This window comes from Bradyrhizobium sp. UNPA324, assembly GCF_006658635.1.
Taxonomy (GTDB): Bacteria; Pseudomonadota; Alphaproteobacteria; order Rhizobiales; family Xanthobacteraceae; genus Bradyrhizobium; species Bradyrhizobium nanningense.
Map to the genome: position 1 here is coordinate 6,513,205 of NZ_LFJD01000004.1, position 19,361 is coordinate 6,532,565.

At 64.2% G+C, this 19,361-nt stretch carries 17 protein-coding genes and 1 tRNA gene; 6 read left to right on the top strand and 12 right to left on the bottom strand.

Annotated features, from left to right (window positions below; translation table 11 throughout):
• Positions 1 to 28: 28 nt before the first annotated feature.
• From UNPA324_RS31280 to UNPA324_RS31300, 5 genes are all read right to left on the bottom strand, one after another.
• A complete protein-coding gene (locus tag UNPA324_RS31280; protein WP_128918641.1) occupies positions 29 to 1,525 on the bottom strand; it encodes a sugar ABC transporter ATP-binding protein in 1,497 nt (498 codons plus the stop codon).
• The gene (locus UNPA324_RS31285; RefSeq protein WP_141937812.1) at positions 1,522 to 2,616 is read right to left on the bottom strand and encodes an SMP-30/gluconolactonase/LRE family protein; all 1,095 of its coding nucleotides are present in this window, start codon (positions 2,614 to 2,616) and stop codon (positions 1,522 to 1,524) included. Before UNPA324_RS31285 ends, UNPA324_RS31280 begins: the two co-directional genes overlap by 4 nt.
• Positions 2,613 to 4,730, bottom strand: a complete 2,118-nt coding sequence (locus UNPA324_RS31290; RefSeq protein WP_141937813.1) for an ABC transporter permease — start codon at positions 4,728 to 4,730, stop codon at positions 2,613 to 2,615. Before UNPA324_RS31290 ends, UNPA324_RS31285 begins: the two co-directional genes overlap by 4 nt.
• Positions 4,731 to 4,806: 76 nt before the next feature.
• Positions 4,807 to 5,823 carry a sugar ABC transporter substrate-binding protein gene (locus UNPA324_RS31295; RefSeq protein ID WP_141937815.1) on the bottom strand — a complete coding sequence of 339 codons (1,017 nt, stop codon included), beginning with the start codon at positions 5,821 to 5,823 and terminating at the stop codon, positions 4,807 to 4,809.
• A 54-nt stretch (positions 5,824 to 5,877) separates the two neighbouring features.
• Positions 5,878 to 6,849, bottom strand: a complete 972-nt coding sequence (locus tag UNPA324_RS31300; protein ID WP_141937817.1) for an ABC transporter permease — start codon at positions 6,847 to 6,849, stop codon at positions 5,878 to 5,880.
• Between the two features lie 237 nt (positions 6,850 to 7,086).
• On the opposite strand from UNPA324_RS31300, the gene UNPA324_RS31305 reads away from it, so the two are divergent.
• Positions 7,087 to 8,049 (top strand): helix-turn-helix domain-containing protein, encoded by a 963-nt coding sequence (locus tag UNPA324_RS31305; protein ID WP_128918636.1) that lies wholly within the window; start codon positions 7,087 to 7,089, stop codon positions 8,047 to 8,049.
• Positions 8,050 to 8,136: 87 nt separating this feature from the next.
• Here UNPA324_RS31305 and UNPA324_RS31310 read toward each other — a convergent pair whose 3' ends face one another.
• A complete protein-coding gene (locus tag UNPA324_RS31310) occupies positions 8,137 to 8,505 on the bottom strand; it encodes a rhodanese-like domain-containing protein (protein ID WP_128918635.1) in 369 nt (122 codons plus the stop codon).
• Positions 8,506 to 8,585: 80 nt separating this feature from the next.
• Here UNPA324_RS31310 and UNPA324_RS36005 point away from each other — a divergent pair, with 80 nt between their 5' ends.
• The gene (locus UNPA324_RS36005) at positions 8,586 to 8,711 is read left to right on the top strand and encodes a hypothetical protein (protein WP_283810282.1); all 126 of its coding nucleotides are present in this window, start codon (positions 8,586 to 8,588) and stop codon (positions 8,709 to 8,711) included.
• Between the two features lie 634 nt (positions 8,712 to 9,345).
• On the opposite strand, the gene UNPA324_RS31315 is transcribed toward UNPA324_RS36005, so the two are convergent.
• Positions 9,346 to 11,142: a caspase family protein gene (locus UNPA324_RS31315; RefSeq protein WP_141937819.1), complete on the bottom strand. Its 1,797-nt coding sequence runs from the start codon at positions 11,140 to 11,142 to the stop codon at positions 9,346 to 9,348.
• A gap of 190 nt (positions 11,143 to 11,332) precedes the next feature.
• Here UNPA324_RS31315 and UNPA324_RS31320 point away from each other — a divergent pair, with 190 nt between their 5' ends.
• Positions 11,333 to 12,094 (top strand): methyltransferase family protein, encoded by a 762-nt coding sequence (locus UNPA324_RS31320; RefSeq protein ID WP_246667255.1) that lies wholly within the window; start codon positions 11,333 to 11,335, stop codon positions 12,092 to 12,094.
• A gap of 54 nt (positions 12,095 to 12,148) precedes the next feature.
• On the opposite strand, the gene UNPA324_RS31325 is transcribed toward UNPA324_RS31320, so the two are convergent.
• Positions 12,149 to 13,027 carry a papain-like cysteine protease family protein gene (locus UNPA324_RS31325; RefSeq protein WP_141937822.1) on the bottom strand — a complete coding sequence of 293 codons (879 nt, stop codon included), beginning with the start codon at positions 13,025 to 13,027 and terminating at the stop codon, positions 12,149 to 12,151.
• 225 nt (positions 13,028 to 13,252) lie between these two features.
• Here UNPA324_RS31325 and UNPA324_RS35440 point away from each other — a divergent pair, with 225 nt between their 5' ends.
• Positions 13,253 to 13,423, top strand: coding sequence for a hypothetical protein (locus UNPA324_RS35440; protein WP_181769584.1), 171 nt, complete (start codon positions 13,253 to 13,255; stop codon positions 13,421 to 13,423).
• Positions 13,424 to 13,496: 73 nt separating this feature from the next.
• On the opposite strand, the gene UNPA324_RS31335 is transcribed toward UNPA324_RS35440, so the two are convergent.
• Positions 13,497 to 13,572: transfer RNA gene (locus tag UNPA324_RS31335), tRNA-Ile, on the bottom strand.
• 343 nt (positions 13,573 to 13,915) lie between these two features.
• Positions 13,916 to 14,890 carry a Bug family tripartite tricarboxylate transporter substrate binding protein gene (locus UNPA324_RS31340; protein WP_128916025.1) on the bottom strand — a complete coding sequence of 325 codons (975 nt, stop codon included), beginning with the start codon at positions 14,888 to 14,890 and terminating at the stop codon, positions 13,916 to 13,918.
• A 106-nt stretch (positions 14,891 to 14,996) separates the two neighbouring features.
• Here UNPA324_RS31340 and UNPA324_RS31345 point away from each other — a divergent pair, with 106 nt between their 5' ends.
• Entirely contained in the window at positions 14,997 to 15,971 is a 975-nt protein-coding gene (locus UNPA324_RS31345; RefSeq protein WP_141937824.1) for a TAXI family TRAP transporter solute-binding subunit, read from the top strand.
• Positions 15,972 to 16,036: 65 nt separating this feature from the next.
• On the opposite strand, the gene UNPA324_RS31350 is transcribed toward UNPA324_RS31345, so the two are convergent.
• A complete protein-coding gene (locus UNPA324_RS31350) occupies positions 16,037 to 17,251 on the bottom strand; it encodes an ABC transporter substrate-binding protein (protein ID WP_141937826.1) in 1,215 nt (404 codons plus the stop codon).
• A 98-nt stretch (positions 17,252 to 17,349) separates the two neighbouring features.
• Positions 17,350 to 18,243 carry a substrate-binding domain-containing protein gene (locus UNPA324_RS31355; protein ID WP_141937828.1) on the bottom strand — a complete coding sequence of 298 codons (894 nt, stop codon included), beginning with the start codon at positions 18,241 to 18,243 and terminating at the stop codon, positions 17,350 to 17,352.
• A 260-nt stretch (positions 18,244 to 18,503) separates the two neighbouring features.
• On the opposite strand from UNPA324_RS31355, the gene UNPA324_RS31360 reads away from it, so the two are divergent.
• Positions 18,504 to 19,331 (top strand): ABC transporter substrate-binding protein, encoded by an 828-nt coding sequence (locus UNPA324_RS31360; RefSeq protein ID WP_141937831.1) that lies wholly within the window; start codon positions 18,504 to 18,506, stop codon positions 19,329 to 19,331.
• Positions 19,332 to 19,361 lie beyond the last annotated feature (30 nt).

Genomic DNA, 19,361 nt, shown 5'->3' on the forward strand with positions numbered 1-19,361 from the left:
GCGCTGCGACGCCCTGATCGCAGAGCGGTCAGTGGATCGCCGCGTACATGATGGCTTCCTCCGTCGCCTCCAGCGCGGAAAACTCCTCGACGACCTTGCCTTGCCGGCACACCAGGATGCGGTCCGACAGCGCCATGATCTCGGGCAGGTAGGAGGAGATCACGACCACCGCCTTGCCCTTGTCGGCCAGCGAATTGATCAGCTCGTGGATCTCGACGATGGCGCCGACATCGACGCCCCGCGTCGGCTCGTCGAATATGATGAGCTCCGGATCCTGGATCAGCGATTTCGCGATCACGACCTTCTGCTGGTTGCCGCCGGACAATTCGACGACCTTGGCCTCGTCGCCGATGGCGCGCACCTTGAGGCGCTCGATCCAGGACTTTCCGGCCGCCGTGCTTTCGCGCCGCGACAGCCAGGCGCGTCCCCTGGGAAACTTGGCGAGCAAGCCGAGATAGATGTTCCGCGCGATGGATGCTGTCTCGAAGAACCCCTCGACCTTGCGATCCTCGGTCACGTAGGCAATGCCTGCCTGCACCGCCGGCGCGGGGACGCGGTAGCGGACGGGCTTGTCCTCGAGGATCACCTCACCGCCATGGAAGAAGTCGCGCTTCATGACGCCCGCGACGATCTTGAACGTCTCGGTGCGCCCGGCGCCGACGAGGCCGAAGACGCCGGTGATTTGGCCCGCGAACACCGACAGCGAGTTGTTCTTCACCATCGGCGCCATCTTGAGGTTCTGCACCGTCAGCACCCGCTTGCCCGAGGGGCGGACCTGCGTCTTGCGCGCGCCGTAGAGCGTGTTGGAGAGATCCCGCCCCACCATCGCCTGGACGATGCGCGCCCGGTCGAAGCGGGAGGCGTCGTCGGTCACGACATGCCTGCCGTCGCGCAGCACCGTGATGCGGTCGGCAAGCAACAGCGCCTCTTCGAGCGCATGCGAGATGAAGATGATGGAGACCCCGCGCCGCTTCAGGTCCTTGACCAGATCGAAGAAGTATTTCTTCTCCTCCGGCGTCAGCGTCGCCGTCGGCTCGTCGAAGATGATCACCTTCGCCTTGTGCAGGACGGCGCGAGCGATCTCGACCATCTGCTTCTTGGCCGCCCCTAACCCGCCGACCGTCGCGGTCGGCGTCACGTCGAAGTTGAGCGATTGCAGGAATTGCTGGGCCGCGATGTAGATGCCGCGCAGGCGATTGTAGAACTTCTCCTGGCCGAGGAACAGGTTCTGCGCCACCGTCATCGTCGGCACCAGGCTGTTCTCCTGGAACACCATGGCGATGCCGAGGTTGCGCGCCTCCAGCGGAGTCTTCGGAGTGACTTCGACGCCGTCGACCGTCATGCCGCCGGAGGTCAGGGTCACGACGCCGGCCATTACTTTCGTCAGCGTCGATTTTCCCGCGCCGTTTTCTCCGACCAGGGCGTGGATCTCGCCGCGCCGCAGCTCGAAGTCGACACCGTCGATGGCGGGCACGCCGGCGTAAAGCTTGGTCGCCTTCGATAGCGACAGGACCAGGTCGTTCATGCGCGGACCTCCTCGCCGAGGGAGGCCAGCGGCAGCTTGATGATGCGTCCGGGCCCCTTGGCGATCATCACGAGGTCGCCTCCGAATTCGACCGCGGCCGCGATCCCGTGGTTGACGCCATCGGCCCGGCTATGGAGCGAGGTGCGCGGCAGGCCGTCCGCCCCGAGGCGGATGACGAGACCGTAGGACCGCGGCGGCGCCCAGGGCTTCATCACCCCCATGGTCTTGATGTGCGCGCCCTGCAGCGGCTCCTTGAAGGAATCGCCGGACCGCAGCCGCGGCGCGACCCAGAATTCCGGGGCGATCTCCGCGATCATGCGGCGGCGATAGGCCGGCTCGCGCAGCACGAACTCGACGAGCTGGGTGCGCGCGGCGAATGCGGTGAGCCAGAAGCCGCCGCCGCGCGCCGGCGAAAGCCGGGACGGATAGACGGGCAGGTGGCGCAGCAGGTCCTTGCGGCTTCCGTCCGGCGCGATCGAGATCACGCGATGCCGCCAGCTTTCGCTGACGAGCAGATCGCCGTCGCTCGCCACAGTGCCGAAAGCGTAGCCCAATCCGCCGGCGAGCTGCGTGACCGCGCCGGTCTTCGGATCCAGCCGCAGCACCCGGCCGTTCCTGCCGAGCTCCATCAGATCGCGTGCCCAATCGTCGACACCGCGCAACGACGATCCGTCGGTTGCGATCAACGTGCCGTCGGCGGCGGGCGCCAGCGCATTGACGGCGTGCAGCCCTTGCGAAAATGCGGTCGCGGGCGTCTCGGCCGCGGTGTTGTCGTAGAGCCGGACCTCCGTGCCGCCGAGCGCGACAGCCAAGCCTCCATGAGGCAAGCACGCCAGCGCGGAGATCGGTCGCTCGAAGGTACGAACCGTCGTTGCCGAGTTTCCGGAAAGGCGTATCAGCCGCACGCCGTCGGCAATGAGCAGCGACGTGCCGTCCGTGGCAACGTCTTCCGGCGCTTCGCATTCGAAGAGAATATCCGCCTGTTCGAGCGCCTGGTTGGGCTTCAACGCCCCGTCGAACGACGGAACGGTGATGGCCGCCTCGCCGCGGCCGAGAAAGCGGTTGGCGAATTCGCTGATAGTGGCGATCACGGCGACTTCCCCCAGCGCTTGTCGTACTGCACGAAGTTCGGATCGGCATTGTCGAGCTTGAAGCGGCCGATCCGGTTGTTGGCGATGCCGCCGAGATAGAGATAGCCGCGATGCTCGCGCATCGACGTGATCATGGGATGATTGAGGCCCTTGAGGTCCCAGAACGATTCCAGGATCTTGCCCTGCTCGTTGAACTTGACGACACAGCCGGTGTTGATGTTCGGGAACAGCCACTCGTCGACCGGCACCCGCTTGGCCATGCGCCGGCGGAAGCCCGGCATCTTCCAGGCGAGATCGAGCGACGGGCTGCGCATGCCGACCAGGGCCAGCCAGTAGTTGCCGTCCGAGGCAAGGTTGATGTTGTCGGGGTAGCCGGGCAGATTGTCCATGACGATCTCGACGGCGCCCTTCTTGGGACCTGCGAACCAGTAGCGCTTGATCGAGCAGCCGAACGTCTCGGCGAACAGGATGGATTGCCCGTCGCTCGCGACCGCGACGCCGTTCGGGAATTTGAGGCCGCGAAGCGCGGTATGGGTCGTGCCGGTCTTGGTGTCGTAGCAGATGATGCGGCCGTTGCCGCGCGCCTCCAGCCCGTCGACCGGCCACTCGTCCATCTCGTAGCGAACGGTCGCCTCGGAGAAGAAGATCAGCCCGTCGTCGGTGATGTCGAGATCGTCGGCAAGCCGCAGGCGGCTGTCGTCGTTCACGGAATAGATGCTGCGGTTGGTCTCGTCCGTGGCCTTCTCCACGGTGCCGTCGGGCTTGATGCGATAGAGCCCCATGCCGCCGATGCAGACATAGAGATTGTCCTCTTTGTCAAACGCCATGCCGAGCGGCTGGCCGCCGATATGCGCGAACACCTCCATCCGCTCGTAATCGGGCGGAAAGAAGCGGATGATGTCGCCGTGCCGCGATCCGGCGTAGAGCACGTCGTTGCGATCGAGAATGACGTCCTCGGGCGCCTCGATCCGGCCGAGTCCGATCAGCGAGACGTCGCGCAGCCTGTCGTTCTGCTCGAACGGCCCGCCCTTGCCGATCTCGGTCGGTGGCGGTGGCGGCAGCGCATGATAGGTCGGGGCGACGTAGACCTTGCTGATGATGCGGGTGCGGTTCTTCTGCCAGCGGATGTCGACCATCGCGGCCACCAGCAGGATCGAGGCCAGCGCCATGCGGTTGACCCCGCCGCGCGCGTTCATGGCGGTCAGCCCGTTGGTGACGAGGAGGACGATCAGCACGCCGACCATGGACTTGACCACCGAGCCCTTGCCGCCGCCGAGCGTGATGCCGCCGAGCACCGTTGCGGTCAGCACGATCACCTCGAGGCCGACGCCGATGTCGCCGCCGACCGTGCCGAGCCGCGCCGCAAAGAACAGCGCGCCGATGCTGGTCAGCACGCCGCTCGCGACATAGCAGAGCGCGATAGTGCGGCGGACGGGAATGCCGGAATTGTAGGCCGAGCGCCGCGATCCGCCGATTGCGGTGATGTGCCAGCCGGGTCGCAACCGCGTCAGGAAGATATGACCGAAGATCGCGATCACGATATAGACCAGCGCGACGCTGGGGATGCCGAGCACGGTGCCGCCGCCGATGAAGTCCCACGACGGAATGTCGGGGAAGGCCGAGGCGATGGCGTTGGAATAGCGCTGGATCAGGAGATCGTAGGCGGAGCGGTAGATGATCAGCGTGATCAGCGTGGTGATGAAGGCGCGGAGCCTGAGATACCCGATCAGCACGCCGTTCACGGCGCCAAGCAGCCCACCGACGATCATGGTGACGACCACCACGGCCGGGACGGGCCAATTGAGGACGTCGAGCAGGTAGAGCGCGCAGAAATCCGACAGCGCGAAGATCGATCCGACCGAGAGGTCGATGCCGCCGACGATGACGACCAGCGCCATGCCGAGGCCGATGAAGCCGATCTCGCCGGCCTGCCGCGCGGTGTCGGCGAGGCTCGCCGGCGACAGGAAGTGCTCGAGTGAGCGGCTGAGCGCGAAGCCGACGATCAGGAGCAGGATCACCGGAATGGCGGTCTCGGTCCATCGTTTGGACAGGATCTCGCCGAGGAGATGGTCCGGCCAGTAGCGATAGCGTAGCCTGGTCAGTGTCTCGCGCATCTGCCTTCCGCTGATTCCATGAGCAAGGTTGCGCGTTCCGCATCAGAAGGGGCGGAACGCGCAGCTTCGGATACGATCACTTCTTGAGATCGGAGAGATTCCAGCACGCCGTCTGGGTGTCGGCATTCTCCTTGGTGATCGGGATCAGCGTGGTGTACTCGGAGCCCTTGATCGATCCCGGCTTGGCACCCGACGACAACAGCCACTTGATCGTGCCGGCCATTTGGGCTGCCTGCGTCGGCACGTCGTAGCTCATATTCAGATCGAACGAGCCGTTCTTCACGAGCTCGCAGGCGCCCTTGCGCTCGCCGCCGCCCGATGTCGCCAGGAACACCTTGCCGGTCAGGCCGGCTTCCTTGATCGCGGCGGCGGTGCCGATGTCCATGCCGTCCCAGAAGCCGACGATGCCGCAGAGGTCGGGGTTCTGCTTCAGCACCGTCTGGGTGATTGCCTTGGCCTTGGCGGCATCCCAATCGGCGGCCTGGCTGGAGACGACCTTGATCTCGGGGTGCTTGGCGAGGATGTTTTCGACGCCCTTGAGCGTGTAGGCGCTGGCCGCCGCGGAGAGCGCGCCCTGGATGATGGCGATCTTGTTCGACTTGCCCTGGCAGGCCTTTACCACGCCTTCGGTCTGGCGCTCGCCGATCTCGATCCAGTTGGCGCCGACGAAGGCCGAGCTGCGATAGGCCGAGCCCATGTTGATCTGGATGACGTAGATGCCTTCGTTCTCCGCGCGCTGAAGCAGTTTTGCGTAGGTCTGGACGTCCGGATTGTGGATCACCATCACCGCCGGCTTCTCCGAGATCAGCGAGGTGACGGCTTGTGCGCCGGCATTGGTATTCCAGTTGGGATCGCGAATGACGAACTTGACGCCGAACGGCTCGAGCTCCTTCTTGAGGCCCGCATACCAGCCTTCGGTCAGGTCGAAGTTCATCGCGACCGGCACGTAGGCGACGGTCTTGCCGGCAAGCGCCTCCCGGAAGGTCTTCTGAAACGGCTCGTCGAGGCCCTGTTGGGCGAGGGCCGGAACTGCGGCGGCCGAGAGCGCCAGTGTGGCGATACTCGCAAGCGCGAACTTATTCATGCAGGCCATTGTCTTCCTCCTTGTTGGACGGGCGTTTTCCCAGGCATTTTCCCCTTGGGCAGATCAGATATCGCCCTGTTGGGCCGTTTCTTCGTTGCGTGGATTGAGGAACGTGTCGGTGATGACCGCGATCAGGAGCACGAGGCCCTTGATGAGGTTCTGGCCGGCATAGGGGATGTTCAGGATCGTCATTCCGTTCAGCATCGTCCCGATCAAGAGCGTGCCGATGATGACGTTGACGACACCGCCGCGTCCGCCCGACAGGCCGATGCCGCCGAGCACGACGACGAGGATGACGTCGTAGATCAACGTCGAGTTGAAGATGCGGGTCGGCATGGAATTGACGGAGGCCGCCATCACGAGGCCGGCAAAGCAGCCGATCAGCCCCGCGAGGACGTATTGCAGCACGATGATGGGCCGCGTCGGGATGCCGGTGACGCGCGCCGCGAACGGGTTGTCGCCGATCGCGTAGATGTAGGCGCCCCAGCGCGTCTTGCGCAGCAGGATGAAGACCACCACGCAGGCGATCGCGAACATCACGATCGAGGTGGGGATACCGAGGATGCTGCCCTGGCCGAGCCGCTCGAATCCGGCCATGCCGTCGCTCCATTGCACGACGTCGAGCTGGAAGAGGGCGGCCTGGCCGAGGCCGGCGACGAACAGGCCGGTTGCAAGTGTGGCAAACAGGGGCGGCACCTCCGCATAGGCGATCAGCCAGCCGTTGACGAGACCGACCGCGATCGACAGCAAACCGGCCGCCAGCAGCGAGGCGGGCAGCGAATGGCTGTTCTGCACCATCTGCAGCACGAGGCCGCCGGGGACGGCGAGGGCCGCGATCAGCGACAGGTCGATGCCGCGCCCGATCACGACGATCGCCATGGCCAGGCCAAGGATGCCGAGCACTGCCACGTTCTGCAGCAATGTCAGCATGTTGTCGGCAGAAAGAAAGCCGTTGAGGAAGATCGAGAAGCTCAGGAAGAGTGCGGCGAAGACCGCAAACACGATCTCTTGTTGGCTGATCCGAACGCGCTTCATCGCTTGCCATCCCTTAGGGCATTGCGCGTGCGGGATCGCCGTCTCGGCGCGCGCTGCCTCCCCCGTCCCAAGACTTGTTTTGCGCTTGATAGGCGAGCGGCCTCAACATGGCTTGCGTGTACGCGCAAACCTTTTGCGCTGGCGCGCAAAGTGCCTTGCGCGACGCCGCCGGGAACCTAAGATTGAAGCCATCAGCTTTTGTGCGCTGCACAGCCAAACTGCTGCAACGGGCCGCCGATGGATCTGGTGTTTACGACCGAGGAGCTGGATCCCGCCAAGCGCTTTGCGGCCTGGCAGGATGCCATTTGCGATCACTACGTTCATGTCGACGTGAACGCGGTGAAGCCGGCCGACTACCAGGGCTTTATCCGCGAGGCGCAATTTGGCCCGGTCACGATGAGCGACGTCTTCCTGTCGGAGCAGCGCATATCGCGGCGCGAGCGGCACATCGCCAAGCTCGACAAGGATTGTTACTACGTCCAGTTTCTGCAACAGGGCACCATGGACGTGCTCCAGGCCGGCCAGACGCTGGCGACCAGCCCGGGCATCGGCGCGATCTTTTCGGCGTCCGATGCCTATGATCTGGAGTGCTCGAACCAATTCCGGTCGCTCTATCTGGAAATTCCGCGCAAGGAGTTTTCCTCGCGCTTCGCCGAAGGCAAGATGCCCTTGGCTGCGACGATCGCGACGGGACGTGGCCTGGGGCGGATCGCCGCCGAGTTCTGCGCGCTGCTCGCCTCGGAGGCGTCAAGCCTGGAGGAGACGGCGCGAGGCCGGCTCGGCCACGAGCTGATGGACGTTCTGGCGCTCGCGCTCGACATGGGCGACAAGGACGAGTTCTCGGAGGACGCCACTGCCCGCAAGGCGCGGCTGCGCTCGGTCAAGGCCTGGATCGAGGAGCACCTCACCGAGCCTGATCTCTCGCTGGAGAAGATTGCCAGGAATAACGGCGTCTCGCTCCGGCATCTGCATTATCTGTTTCGATCGACCGAGATGTCGGTATCGGAATGGATCCTGAACCGCCGCCTGCAGCGTTGTTACGACGCGCTGATGCGCCCGGAGCTGCGCGCGCTGTCGGTGACCGAGATCGCCTATCGCCTTGGCTTCAGCAGCTCATCGCACTTCAGCACGGTGTTTCGCCGCAAGTTCGGCCACAGCCCGTCCGAGCTGCGCCGGCGGCAGACGGCGTCGATGGAGTAGGGCGGCGGATGCGCGGCCACGCAGCTCTGTTTGAAAATCGATGGTCTGCGCGCCGCATTTGCCTCAGCGACGATTGGCCGGCGATCGCTATTTCTCGACGGCCCCGGTCCAGTCCTTGAAGCCGCCGACATTGTAGACCTTGTCGTAGCCCATATCCTTCAGCAATTTGCCCGCCAGCGCCGACCGTCCGCCGGACGCGCAATAGAGGATCACGGTCTTGGCCTTGTCGAACGCCTTGTCGTGATAGGGCGATTCCGGGTCCGCGCGAAACTCCAGCATTCCGCGCGAGACATTGACGGCCCCCGCGATCTTGCCGCTGGCGGCGACCTCCGGTGCATCGCGAACGTCGACGACGAGCGTGTTGCCGCTTCTGATCATCTCGGCGGCCTGGTCCGACGAGATCTTGGGGACCGCGGCGTTGGCGGCTTCGAGCATCTGCTTGACGCTGGTTGGCATGGGGTGTCTCCGTTCGTCCTTCCGGCTGGAGGATAGCACATTGGTCGCGCCTCGCCTCCTCCTGTTGGAGGAGCGTTTGCATGCAAGGCAAGGGGGCTGCTTCGATGATCTGCATGAGCTTCCAGTTGTCCGACTACATCGACGTTGTCCCCTTCCTGCTGGCGCACGAGCGAGCCATCCGAGACATGTTTCCCGCTCTTGCTTGAGGTTGGATGTCCAGCGCGTCAAGGTCGCTTCGTTTTCACCCATTTCGTGAAACCGGCCGAACATTTCTGTCTGGCGAGATTGAGCTTCGGCCTGCCGGCTGGCGTCCGGTCAGGGGCGCTGCCAAATTCTCGCATGAGACGGCGTTCCTACCGTCTGTATCGGTTCGCCGGCCGCACGGTCCAGCGGTGGGTGCGGCTTGGCAAGCCCGGTCGTGCCGGGAGGCGTGTCGTTGCTGGCCGTGCGCGTGTTGACGTGCTCTATCGTGACCGTGGATGCAACCACAAGGGCGATGGCCAACGCGACTGCTGATAGGACTAAGGCCGTCCGATCCTGGTTGTCCATCATGAGACCTCCGCGAGACGGTGCCGTAGCGCGGGGATAACGCCAAACCGACGATTTGGTTCTTGCGGTGATTGGATCGACTTACGACGTCATTGACGGCCTTGTGCCTTTCCACGCCGCGATGAAGAAGGCGGGCGCCTCGACATGCTCGCTGCGGCGTCGGCGGCAGTTTCAGCCATGTTCCAAGCGCTTGCACTCGCGGTGTAAGGCACCCGATTGTCGGAATGCGTTAGCCCGATTTGAGATGGGTCTAACGAGGTGCATGAAGTATGCGACGGCTACCGAGCATCCTCAGGGCAGAAAGAACGGAATGAAGCCGATGCCGCCACCGCCGCCTCCGCTAGCGCTAGCCTCGGGCTTCGGCGGCCTTGCAGGCCGTTCCGGAGCCTCTTCGGGGTCCCTGTACCGGCGCTCGAGCCTTGCAGATGGTGTCGGACGGGCCTTGCGCTTCTCGCAGTCATTATCGTCATTCAGGAAGTAGCCCGCGGCGCAGGTGATCTTGACACACTGATCTCCGTCGCGTCTCTGACCGGATTTGCAGGCTAGCGGGCAAACCCGCGCCGATTTGAGCTTGATCGCCTCGAGCGCCTCAGCGCTCGCGGCCTTGGCATCGAGCGTGGAGCCGGCATTCTTGTTGTACAACTCGAGCGCACGCCGCGAGGCCGCGTCCCAGTCGCCGTCGGCCGGTCCGCTGAAGCAACCGACTCGGCGCAACTCGGCTTGCACCGATTTTGCAAGCTCGGCTTTGGACGGCGGAGTGGGCGGCGGTGCCGGCGCGGGCGTCTGTGGCGCCGACCGCGCGGCCAGTTTTGCGTCCGAGTTCGGGTTGGCGTCTTGCGACGGGGTCTGAGCGCCCGATTTTGCGGCGACTGCTATTTCAGCCTCCCGGCGACGCTGCTCGGCCTGCGCGGCCAATTGCTGCGCGGTCTCCTTGGCCTTCTCCGCCTCCACACGGGCGTCCTGCGCCGCTTTCAGCTCCGAGGCGGCTTTGGCCAGTTGCGTCTGCTGGGCACCCTGGTTGACGAGTCGCGCCTGCTCCTGCTCGGCCTGGCGCGCCTTTTCGGCTGCGGCGGCGCGCTTGTCTTCCGCATCGATCTTGGCGAGCTGCAGCTTGGCCAGATTTGCGTAGTAGCCGTCCGGATACTGGGCAAGGAAGTAGTTCAGCGCATCCTTGTTGCCGATCTGCAGGGCTAGCTCGTAGTCCTGGCGAATCTCGGCACGCGCCGAGACCGGTGGAGTTGCAGGCAGCGGTGGTGGGGCCGGTTGAGGCGTTGCGGCGGCCGCTTCCTTGGACGCTTCCTTGGCCGGTGCCGGCACGAGCGGCACGTCGTCGCCACCAAGCGTGCCGTAGACATAGGGCTCCTGCTTGTTGCCGGTCGCCTTCATGACGTCGTCGCGGACGAAGCCGAACACCCGGCGCAGGTCCATGCCGGGAGTGGCGATATATTTCACCAGTGCCGAAGCATAGGGACTGTTCTTGCTGCCACCGTCGGACGCCGTCGAGCCGGCCTTGGCGGCGAAGGCAACCAGCGTATTCGAGGTCGCCGGTTCGATCCTGGCGAGCCCCCGGCTGACAGCCCGCGAGCCGACCGTCCGCTTCATCTTGTCGGCGAAAGGATTGTTGCGGCAAGCATCGAGGATCACCAGCCGCAGCTGCCGTGCCGGCTCGATCGCCAGCAGCACTCGCTCGAGCGAAAAGGCTTCGTCGTACACATCCGTGTCGCGCTCGAGCGTCGCGTCCGTCGGGATCAGGTAGTTCGTACCTTCGAGCTCGATGCCGTGGCCTGCGTAGTAGACGACGGCGACATCCGCGTCGCGCGCCGTATCGGCAAAATCGCGCAGCGCACGCCGCATCTCGGCAGCCTGAAGATCCGTGCGGGTCTGGACGACGTCGAAGCCCGCTTTCTTCAGCGTCTCCTCAACGATCGCAGCATCATTGGCCGGGTTGGCAAGCAGTGCGGCGTTCTTGTAGGCCGAGTTTCCGATGACGAGCGCGACACGATTCGCAGCCCATGCCGGGTGACAGATGATCAGCGCAGCGACAAAAAACAGGATACGGCGCAATGTCACAGATCGGTGCAAATGCATGCCAGCACCACTTCTTAATGGTCTTCTTCCATCGTTTGTCTCGCCACGACAGCAGCGGGTTCAATGCGATCCCATGATCAGGCTGTGGAACCCACAGGGAACGGCATGACCGCCGTGGCTGGCCGGCCAATTGACCTCCCCGCCAGCCTGCCCTTTGATGAGGCACGTTTCGAACAGGCGAGGTTGCTCCGTGACTGACGCCAAACTCGACCAGGCGGTCATAGCCCGGAAGGAAATTGCCGGGCGCGGCGTCAATTCTTGGTTGGATTGGACCGCCAGGGCAATTGTCGTGATCGTTTATGGCGGGTCTGCTCTGATAGGCGCCGCCAGCGTCCCTCAGCTGCTTCCGCCGGACAATCTCCACGGCTGGCTTGCGGTTGCGGCCAGAATTGCCAACACCCTGTTCCTCGGCCTCGTCGCGCTGACAACCATCGCCCGGCTAGCGCCGATCATGAAATCGCAGGGCATCGAGACGCGGATCTCAGCTTTGCTGGGCACTTTTTTGAGCATCGTCCTCGCATTTCTTCCGAAGGCAGAGCTCGGCCCGATCTGGTTGGCTGTATCCACGACGTTGATCCTGGTGGGTACCTCGCTCTCTATCGTGGTGCTCCGCTGGTTAGGGAGATCCTTCAGCATTCAAGCGGAAGCCAGGCGCCTTGTGACGAAAGGGCCTTATCGGATCGTCCGGCATCCTCTCTATCTCTGCGAGGGGATTGCCCTCGTCGGCATGACACTCCAGGTCCTTTCACCGCTTGCCGTCCTCCTCGCCATCGTGATCGTGATGATCCAATGCCGACGGATGATCAACGAAGAGCGGATCCTGAGGCGGGCTTTTCCCGAATATGCCGCCTACGCCGCGACAACTCCTTTTCTGATCCCCACAGGTGCCGGCCGGTTGGCCAATCAAGCTGGGGCAAAGCTCCCTGCCAAGGCGGTCGATCCGCACGCCTGACACCACGCTTCACATCGGCTCGATGCGCAACCGGGCCGCCGCGGCCGGCGCATTTCACGGAGCCCGGAACCGCGTCGCCACCAGCGGGGAGTACAAATTCGAGGTCGCGTTCATCCGCTCGCACTCGTCAACCACGTTCCAGAACGTTTCTTCGCACTTCTTCGGCGCGCCGGCGACCTGCTTCCAGGTGACCACGAGCGACCGCGGCGAGGTGCGAGCCCATGTGCCGGTGTTGTGTACCTTGGTCTTGGCGGGCGGCTGGGTATTGGACGGCGCCGTCTTGCTCGACATCGCGATCCGGTTGTCGCCGAGGTAGTAGTACCATGTGCCGCCGTCCCACACGCGCCACCAGCCCGTCGGCCACGGCAGCGGGTATTTCTTAATTACTCCGTCCGATGCGAGAACGAGTTCGTTCGGAGTTGATACCGGCCGCTTTCCTGTGGCCTTTGGGTCGCGCACATACATTGGGCTTACGGCGCCGATCGGACCGGTGCGCCGAAGGTTCAACATTGTCACCAACATCGACTGATTGGGGCCAACGGCGGGATCATGGAAGACGACGTCCTTGTCCATGATTCCGACGATGACCGACACGTGAAGGCCGCGACCAGGGACCCACCAATTGACCATGATCGGCCCGCTGTTGGTCAGCACCGCATCGAAATCGTCCGGCGTAGTCAATCGTGTCGTAACAGGGACCAATCTTTCATTTCTCAGGAAGGTGCTTAATTCCGGCCCCGCCATCGGCAGCCCCTTATGAGTCCCGTCCGGGTTGTCGAGCTCCGGCACTGCCTTGCGTGTGGAATAGGGGCCCCCGTAGTACACGCTCATCATTCGTGCGCATGCGTACCAACAACCTGTGGGATCATCGATCTCAGGTCCGCTTGGACCGGCGTTTTGGGAGAAAAACGGAACGGGGCCGTCCAAGGGCATGATCGGCCCTCCTGATCTTGCAATGCTCAATCATACTCATTCGACCTGGAAGCGCCATCCGGCACTGGCGGAGAAGAGCGGCCAAACGGGCACGTGTAGAGGCCGGTTGTCGAACGTCCGGTTGCCGGTCGGCCGTCGCCATGTTCATCGCCGCACACGGTGGCAACGACCGCGTGGGCGGATATTTGCCTGCCCCAAGGTCAAAAGACAAAATTTGAATCGTGCGTGACCGATGTCGTCAAAATAACCGAGGCCGGTTTGAAAATCATGGAGGCTGAAGAGCTCTCGGGATTACGGCGACAGTGCACAAAACTCATCATCGAGCTGAAGCGGCGAACCCTCGGCAACGCATTTCGTCGACTCCAGTCCGCCTTCGCCCTGCGGGCTTCGGCGTGACAGCCTTCACTCGCTTCGCTCGGAGTTCGTGGCACGGGCTTGCCGAGCCGAAGCTCGCGAAGCGAGCGAAGGCTGGTGGGCCCGGCAGGACTCGAACCTGCAACCAGACCGTTATGAGCGGCCGGCTCTAACCATTGAGCTACAGGCCCCGCCGCGAGGCGGCCGCGGAGGTGCGGCCGGCAACGGTGCGCGGTTCGTTTACAGGGACGGAGGCGGGGGTGCAATGCTGGCTCTGGCGGATGGGAACGCCCGAGCGGCATCGCGAGTCATTTTCAAATAACCGAAATTGGCGAAGATGCCGGTATACCCCTGTTTTGCCCGACGACGCAAACCGCCTCGCGAAGGGTGGCTTTTTCGCGTCCGCTAACTCATTGAAATTGCTGGCCTCGTCTACTGTGCATGGGGTTGTTTGCGACTTTTGATGGGAGGGGGCCTGCCTCGCCCCCTCCGATGTCCTGCCGGCGAATGTTAGGCTCGCGGCTTAGCCCGGCGCTAGTCCACCGAGACCCCGGCGAACTCCACCACCTTGCGCCACTTCTCGGTCTCGTCCGCGACGAGCTTGCCGAACTCGGCTGGCGTCATCGGCTTGGGAATGCCGCCGGTCTCGGTGAGGCGCGCGACCAGCTTCGGGTCCTTCAGCGCTTCGCCGACGGCCTTGTTGAGCGTCTCGATCACTTCGGGCGGCGTGCCCTTCGGCGCGGAGATGCCGTAGAAGCCGACGGATTCGAAGCCCGGCACGGTCTCGGCGATCGCGGGCACGTCGGGCACGCTCGGCCAGCGCTGCGGCGAGGTCACGCCGAGCGCGCGGACAGTGCCGCCTTTCACCTGCTCCATGGCCGACGGCAGATTGTCGAAGATCAGCTGCACCTTGTTGGAGATGATGTCGGGGAAGGCGATGGCCGAGCCACGATAGGGCACGTGCACCATGTCGCACTTGGTCAGCACCTTGAACAGCTCGGCCGACATGTGCACCGAGGTGCCATTGCCGGAGGAGGCAAAGGAGATCTTGCCGGGATTGGCCTTGCAATAGTCGACGAACTCCTGAACCGTCTTGGCCGGGAACGCGTTGGAGACGACGAGCATGTTGGTGAGCTGCATGATGCTGGCCACGGGGGTGGTGTCGCGCAGGAAGTCGAACGGCAGCTTCTTGTAGAGCGAGGTCGAGATCGCGTTGTTGGGCGCGACGAACAGCAGCGTGTAGCCGTCCGGCGGTGAGTTGATCGCGGCGGCGGCGGCGATGTTGCCGCCGGAGCCGGTGCGGTTCTCGACGATGAATTGCTGGCCGAGATGGTCCGACAGCCACTGCGCCATGATCCGCGCCACGATGTCGACCGGGCCGCCGGCGGCAAATCCAATCAGCCAGTGCACGGGGCGGTCGGGATAGGCGGCGGAGGCGGGAGGCGTGGCGCTGAAAAGACCTGTAAGGACTGCGAGCCCGAAAACACCGCACCGCAAAATTCGCAACATGACGCCTCCCATTGCATTATTGTCGTTAGGGGCATGCTTTCACAAAATCGGGCGGCTGCCTACATCGCCGCAAGTCGGTGTTGACGCAGGCCCGTCAGGGACGACCATGAGATTCGCGATTATCGTTCTCGCCGCAGCGCTGCTCGTCAGCCCCGCTGCTGCTCAGACCGGAGGCAACGCCATTCCGACCACGACACTCAGCCACACGATCAGTCTTGGCACCGCGACGCCCGGCGGCGGCTTTCCGCTCTATGGCAACGCCTTTGCGGAGGTAATGAACGCAGCCGATCCGCAAATCTCGATCGCGCCCCGCAACACCAAGGGCAGCAACGAGAACATCCCGCTTCTGGAGAAAGGCGAGCTCGATCTCGCGCTGGTCGCGGGCGAGCCGGCCTATGAGGCCTTCGCCGGCATCGGCCGCGCGCCGGTTCGGCTCAAGATCCTGACGGCGATTTATTCCAATCCCGGCATGTTCGTGGTGCGCGCGGACAGTCCCTACAAGACCATCCGCGATCTCATCGGCCAGCCGATCGCGTTCGGCGCCAAGGGCTCTGGCCTGCCGATCCTGGCGCGCTACGTGCTGGACGGCATCGGCCTGAAGCAGGACGAGGACTTCAAGGCCGTCTATCTCGATCGCGCCGGCGATGGCCCCGCGATGGTCGAGGACGGCCGGGTCGCCGCGCTGTGGGGCGCCGGCATCGGCTGGCCCGGCTTTGCGGCGGTCGCCTCGAGCGCGTCAGGCGCGCGCTTCATCGCGCCGACCGCCGACGAGATGACGCGCATCCGCGCCAAGCATTCCTTCCTGAAGCCGCTGCTGGTGCCGGCGAATAGCTATCCGAAGCAGGACGCGCCGATCGCCTCGCTCGGCTCCTGGAGCTTTGTGCTGACGCGCGAGGATTTGCCTGACGATGTTGCCTATCGCCTCGCAAAGACGCTGCACGGCAATGAGGGAAATTTCTGCAAGAAGCTCGCCCAGGCCTGCGAGACCACGGCGTCGAACACGGTCGCCGCCGCGCCAAGGCCGGAGCTGATCCATCCCGGCGTGATGAAGTATTTTCGCGAGATCGGGGTGGTGAAATAGTGGCGAGTGGTGAGTAGCGAATGGAGTTAATCCATTCGCTACTCCCTATTCGCCGCTCGCCAATCTCACTTCTTCACCATCGCGCAGGTCGGGTCCGGCGGGCCGAACGCCTTGTCGCCGGAGATCGTGGTGAGGATCTTGTAATAATCCCACGGATATTTGCTCTCTTCCGGCGTCTTCACCTGCACCAGCCAGAGGTCGTGGACCATCAGATTGTCCTCCCGCAAGCGGCCGTTGCGGGCGAAGAAATCCTCGATCGGCTTTTCGCGCATCTTGGCGGCGACCTTGAGCGGATCATCGGTGCCGGTTTCCTTGATCGCGTTGAGATAGTGCATCACGCTCGAATAGACGCCGGCCTGCCACATCGAGGGCATCTTGTTCATCTTGGCGAAGTAGCGCTTCGACCATTCGCGGGTCTTGTCGTCCATGTCCCAATAGAACGAGGTGGTCAGCAACAGGCCTTGCGCCGCCTGCAGGCCGAGGCCGTGGATGTCGGTGATCAGCGCCAGCAGCGCGGCCATCTGCTGGCCGCCCTTGAACACGCCGAACTCCGAGCCGGTCTTGATCTCGTTCATGTTGTTGGGGGGGCCTGCGGCGATGCCGATGATCTTGGCCTTGGAGGCCTGCGCCTGCAGCACGAAGGAGGACAGGTCCGGCGTTGCCAGCGGCGGCCGCACCGAGCCCAGCACCTTGCCGCCATTGGCGGTGACGACGGCGGACGCGTCGCGCTCCAGCGAATGGCCGAAGGCGTAATCGTCGGTGATGAAGAACCAGCTGTCGCCGCCACGCTTCACCACCGCGTCCGCCGTGCCGACCGCGAGCGCGCGGGTGTCGAACACCCACTGGATCGCGTAAGGCGAGCAGAACTTGCCGTGGAAGTCCGCGGTGCCGGTGGAGTGGGTGATGAACAGCCGCTTCTTCTCGTTGGCGATGTTCTGCACCGCGAGCCCGACCGCCGAGACCGGCACGTCGACGATCAAGTCGACCTGCTCGACATCGAACCAGCGCCGCGCGAGCGAGGCGCCGATGTCGGCCTTGAGCTGATGATCGCCGACCACGACGCTGATCGGCTTGCCGAGCACGGTGCCGCCGAAATCGTCGATCGCCATCTGCGCCGCCGTCACCGAGCCCTGGCCGGTCGGCGCGGAGGCCGGACCGTTCATGTCGGTGAGCACGCCGATCTTGACGACGTCGTCGGAAAGCTGCGCCATTGCGGCGCCCGACATCAGCGTTGCCGCCAACGCGGCCGCGATCGGTAGTCCAAATCTCGTTGGATTCACGTGTCTCCTCCCCTGATCCGGCGCGTTGGCCGGCGTTGCCCCGGGTGTGCCCCCGGCTGAATTGGTTTCTTTTGCAACTATTTGGGGGCGGGCGTCAATCAGGCTGCGAACCGGATCTGCCCTGCGGGCGAGGGATCATAGCCGGTCAGCTCCTCGGCGCGCTGGCGCAGGCGCCTTTCGGAGAGAAACCGGAGCAGGGCCTGCATGGCGGGGCGGAAATAGCTGCGCTGCCGCATCGCAAGATCAAAGTTCTCCCAGACCAGCGGCACGAAATCCAGACCCGCCGAGCGGGCGTTGGCGCGCGTCGCGATGCCGCAATCGGCCTGGCCGGCGCGGACGATCTCGACGAGGTCCGGCCCGGTCAGGGCCGGCGGCTCGATCCGGCGCAAATCCCGCGTCGAGGCGCCTGCGCGCTTCAGCAGCATGTCGAGCAGCATCTGCGCGCCGGTGCCCTGTTGGCGCATCGCCATCCTGGCGCCGAGCGCGAGCACGTCGGTCAGGCCGTGCAGGTGCTTGGGATTGCCTTGCGGCAGCACAAGCCCCTGCTCGCGGCGCACGAACGCCACCAGCACCGCATCATGCAGGTCGGGAGCTGCGCGCAGCGCTTCGATGCTGGCATCGACGGCGAGATCGTCGGAAGCATCCCGGCCGTGGAAGTGCACCGCTGCCGCCATCACCTCGTTGCGCTGCAGGCGCTCGAGCCCGCGCAGGCTGCCCTCGCTCATCGATCCCAGGCCCGAGCCGGATTCGCGCAGGCTCCAATCCAAGAGTTCGTCCTGGCTGCCGCCCACCACCGGCGGCGGCTCCGCGATCAGCATGCCGGCCGGACGCGCGAGGCCCGACAGCACCCAGAGATCGAGTTCGTGCCGCGGGAAGAGCCATTTTCCGGTCACCTTGGTGCAGGGGATCGCGCCGGTGGTGACGAGTTCGTAGAGCTTGCGTTCGCCGAGCCGAAGATAGTCGGCGGCTTCGCTGGTCGTCAGGAATTCCATCCTGCATTCCTATGCAAATTCTTGCTTCTTTTTGACGTTCGACGCAGGTGGAATTCTGCATTTCAATTCTGTCAGCGGAACCATGCCCGATCATCTCGCTGCTTTGCAACACATCCGCACGCTCAGTTTTTGCTTTGGTGAACGATCCGGAAGGCGCTCCGGCGTTGCCGAAATTTCCCGGCTAGGCGGCGCAAGCCCGTCACGAGTGGGGCGCAATCAATCCTCATCATGATCGCGTCTTAGCCAGTGGGAACCTGATCATGGGCCGCCTGTTCGTTGTATTCGCGCTCTTTTGCGGCCTCATCGCGGGCGTTGCGGCGTCATCCGCAGAGGACCGTAGCATCGTCCTCGCCACGACGACGGCGACACAGGAATCCGGCCTGCTCGACTATCTGCTGCCGATCTTCCACGACAAGACCGGCATCGAGGTGACCGTGATCGCGCGGCGCGCCGACGAGGTGCTCAACGGGCCGCGAAGAGGCGAGGCCGACGTCGTGCTGATGCATGCGCGGCCGCAGGAGGAGAAATTCGTCGCCGACGGGTTTGGCGTGAAGCGTTTCGACGTGATGTACAACGACTATGTGCTGATCGGGCCGAAGAGCGATCCCGCGGCGGTGAAGGGCAAGGACATCGTGACGGCGCTGAAGGCGATCGAAGCCAAGGGCGCGCCGTTCGTGACGCGCGGCGATCGGTCGGGCACCCACGCCGCGGAGCTCGCGCTCTGGATCGTCGCCGGCATCGACATCGCCGGCGCCAAGGGCGCCTGGTATCGCGAGGCGGGGCAGGGCATGGCCTCGGCTCTCGACGCCGCGCGCGCCGCCAATGCCTATGTGCTGTCGGATCGCGGCAGCTGGATCTCGTTCAGGGATCGCGGCGATCTCGACATCGTCGTCGAAGGCGACCGGCGGCTGCTCAATCAGTATGGCGTGATGCTGGTGAATCCCGAGAAGTTTCCGAACGTGAAGAAGGGTCTCGCGCAGACCTTCATCGATTGGCTGACCTCGCCGGAGGGGCAGGCCGCGATCGCCGGCTACAAGGTCGACGGGCAGCAGCTGTTCTTCCCGAATTCGGACAGGTCAGGCGGTTGAGGCCCGCACCGCCGGCGGTTGCCAAACCGG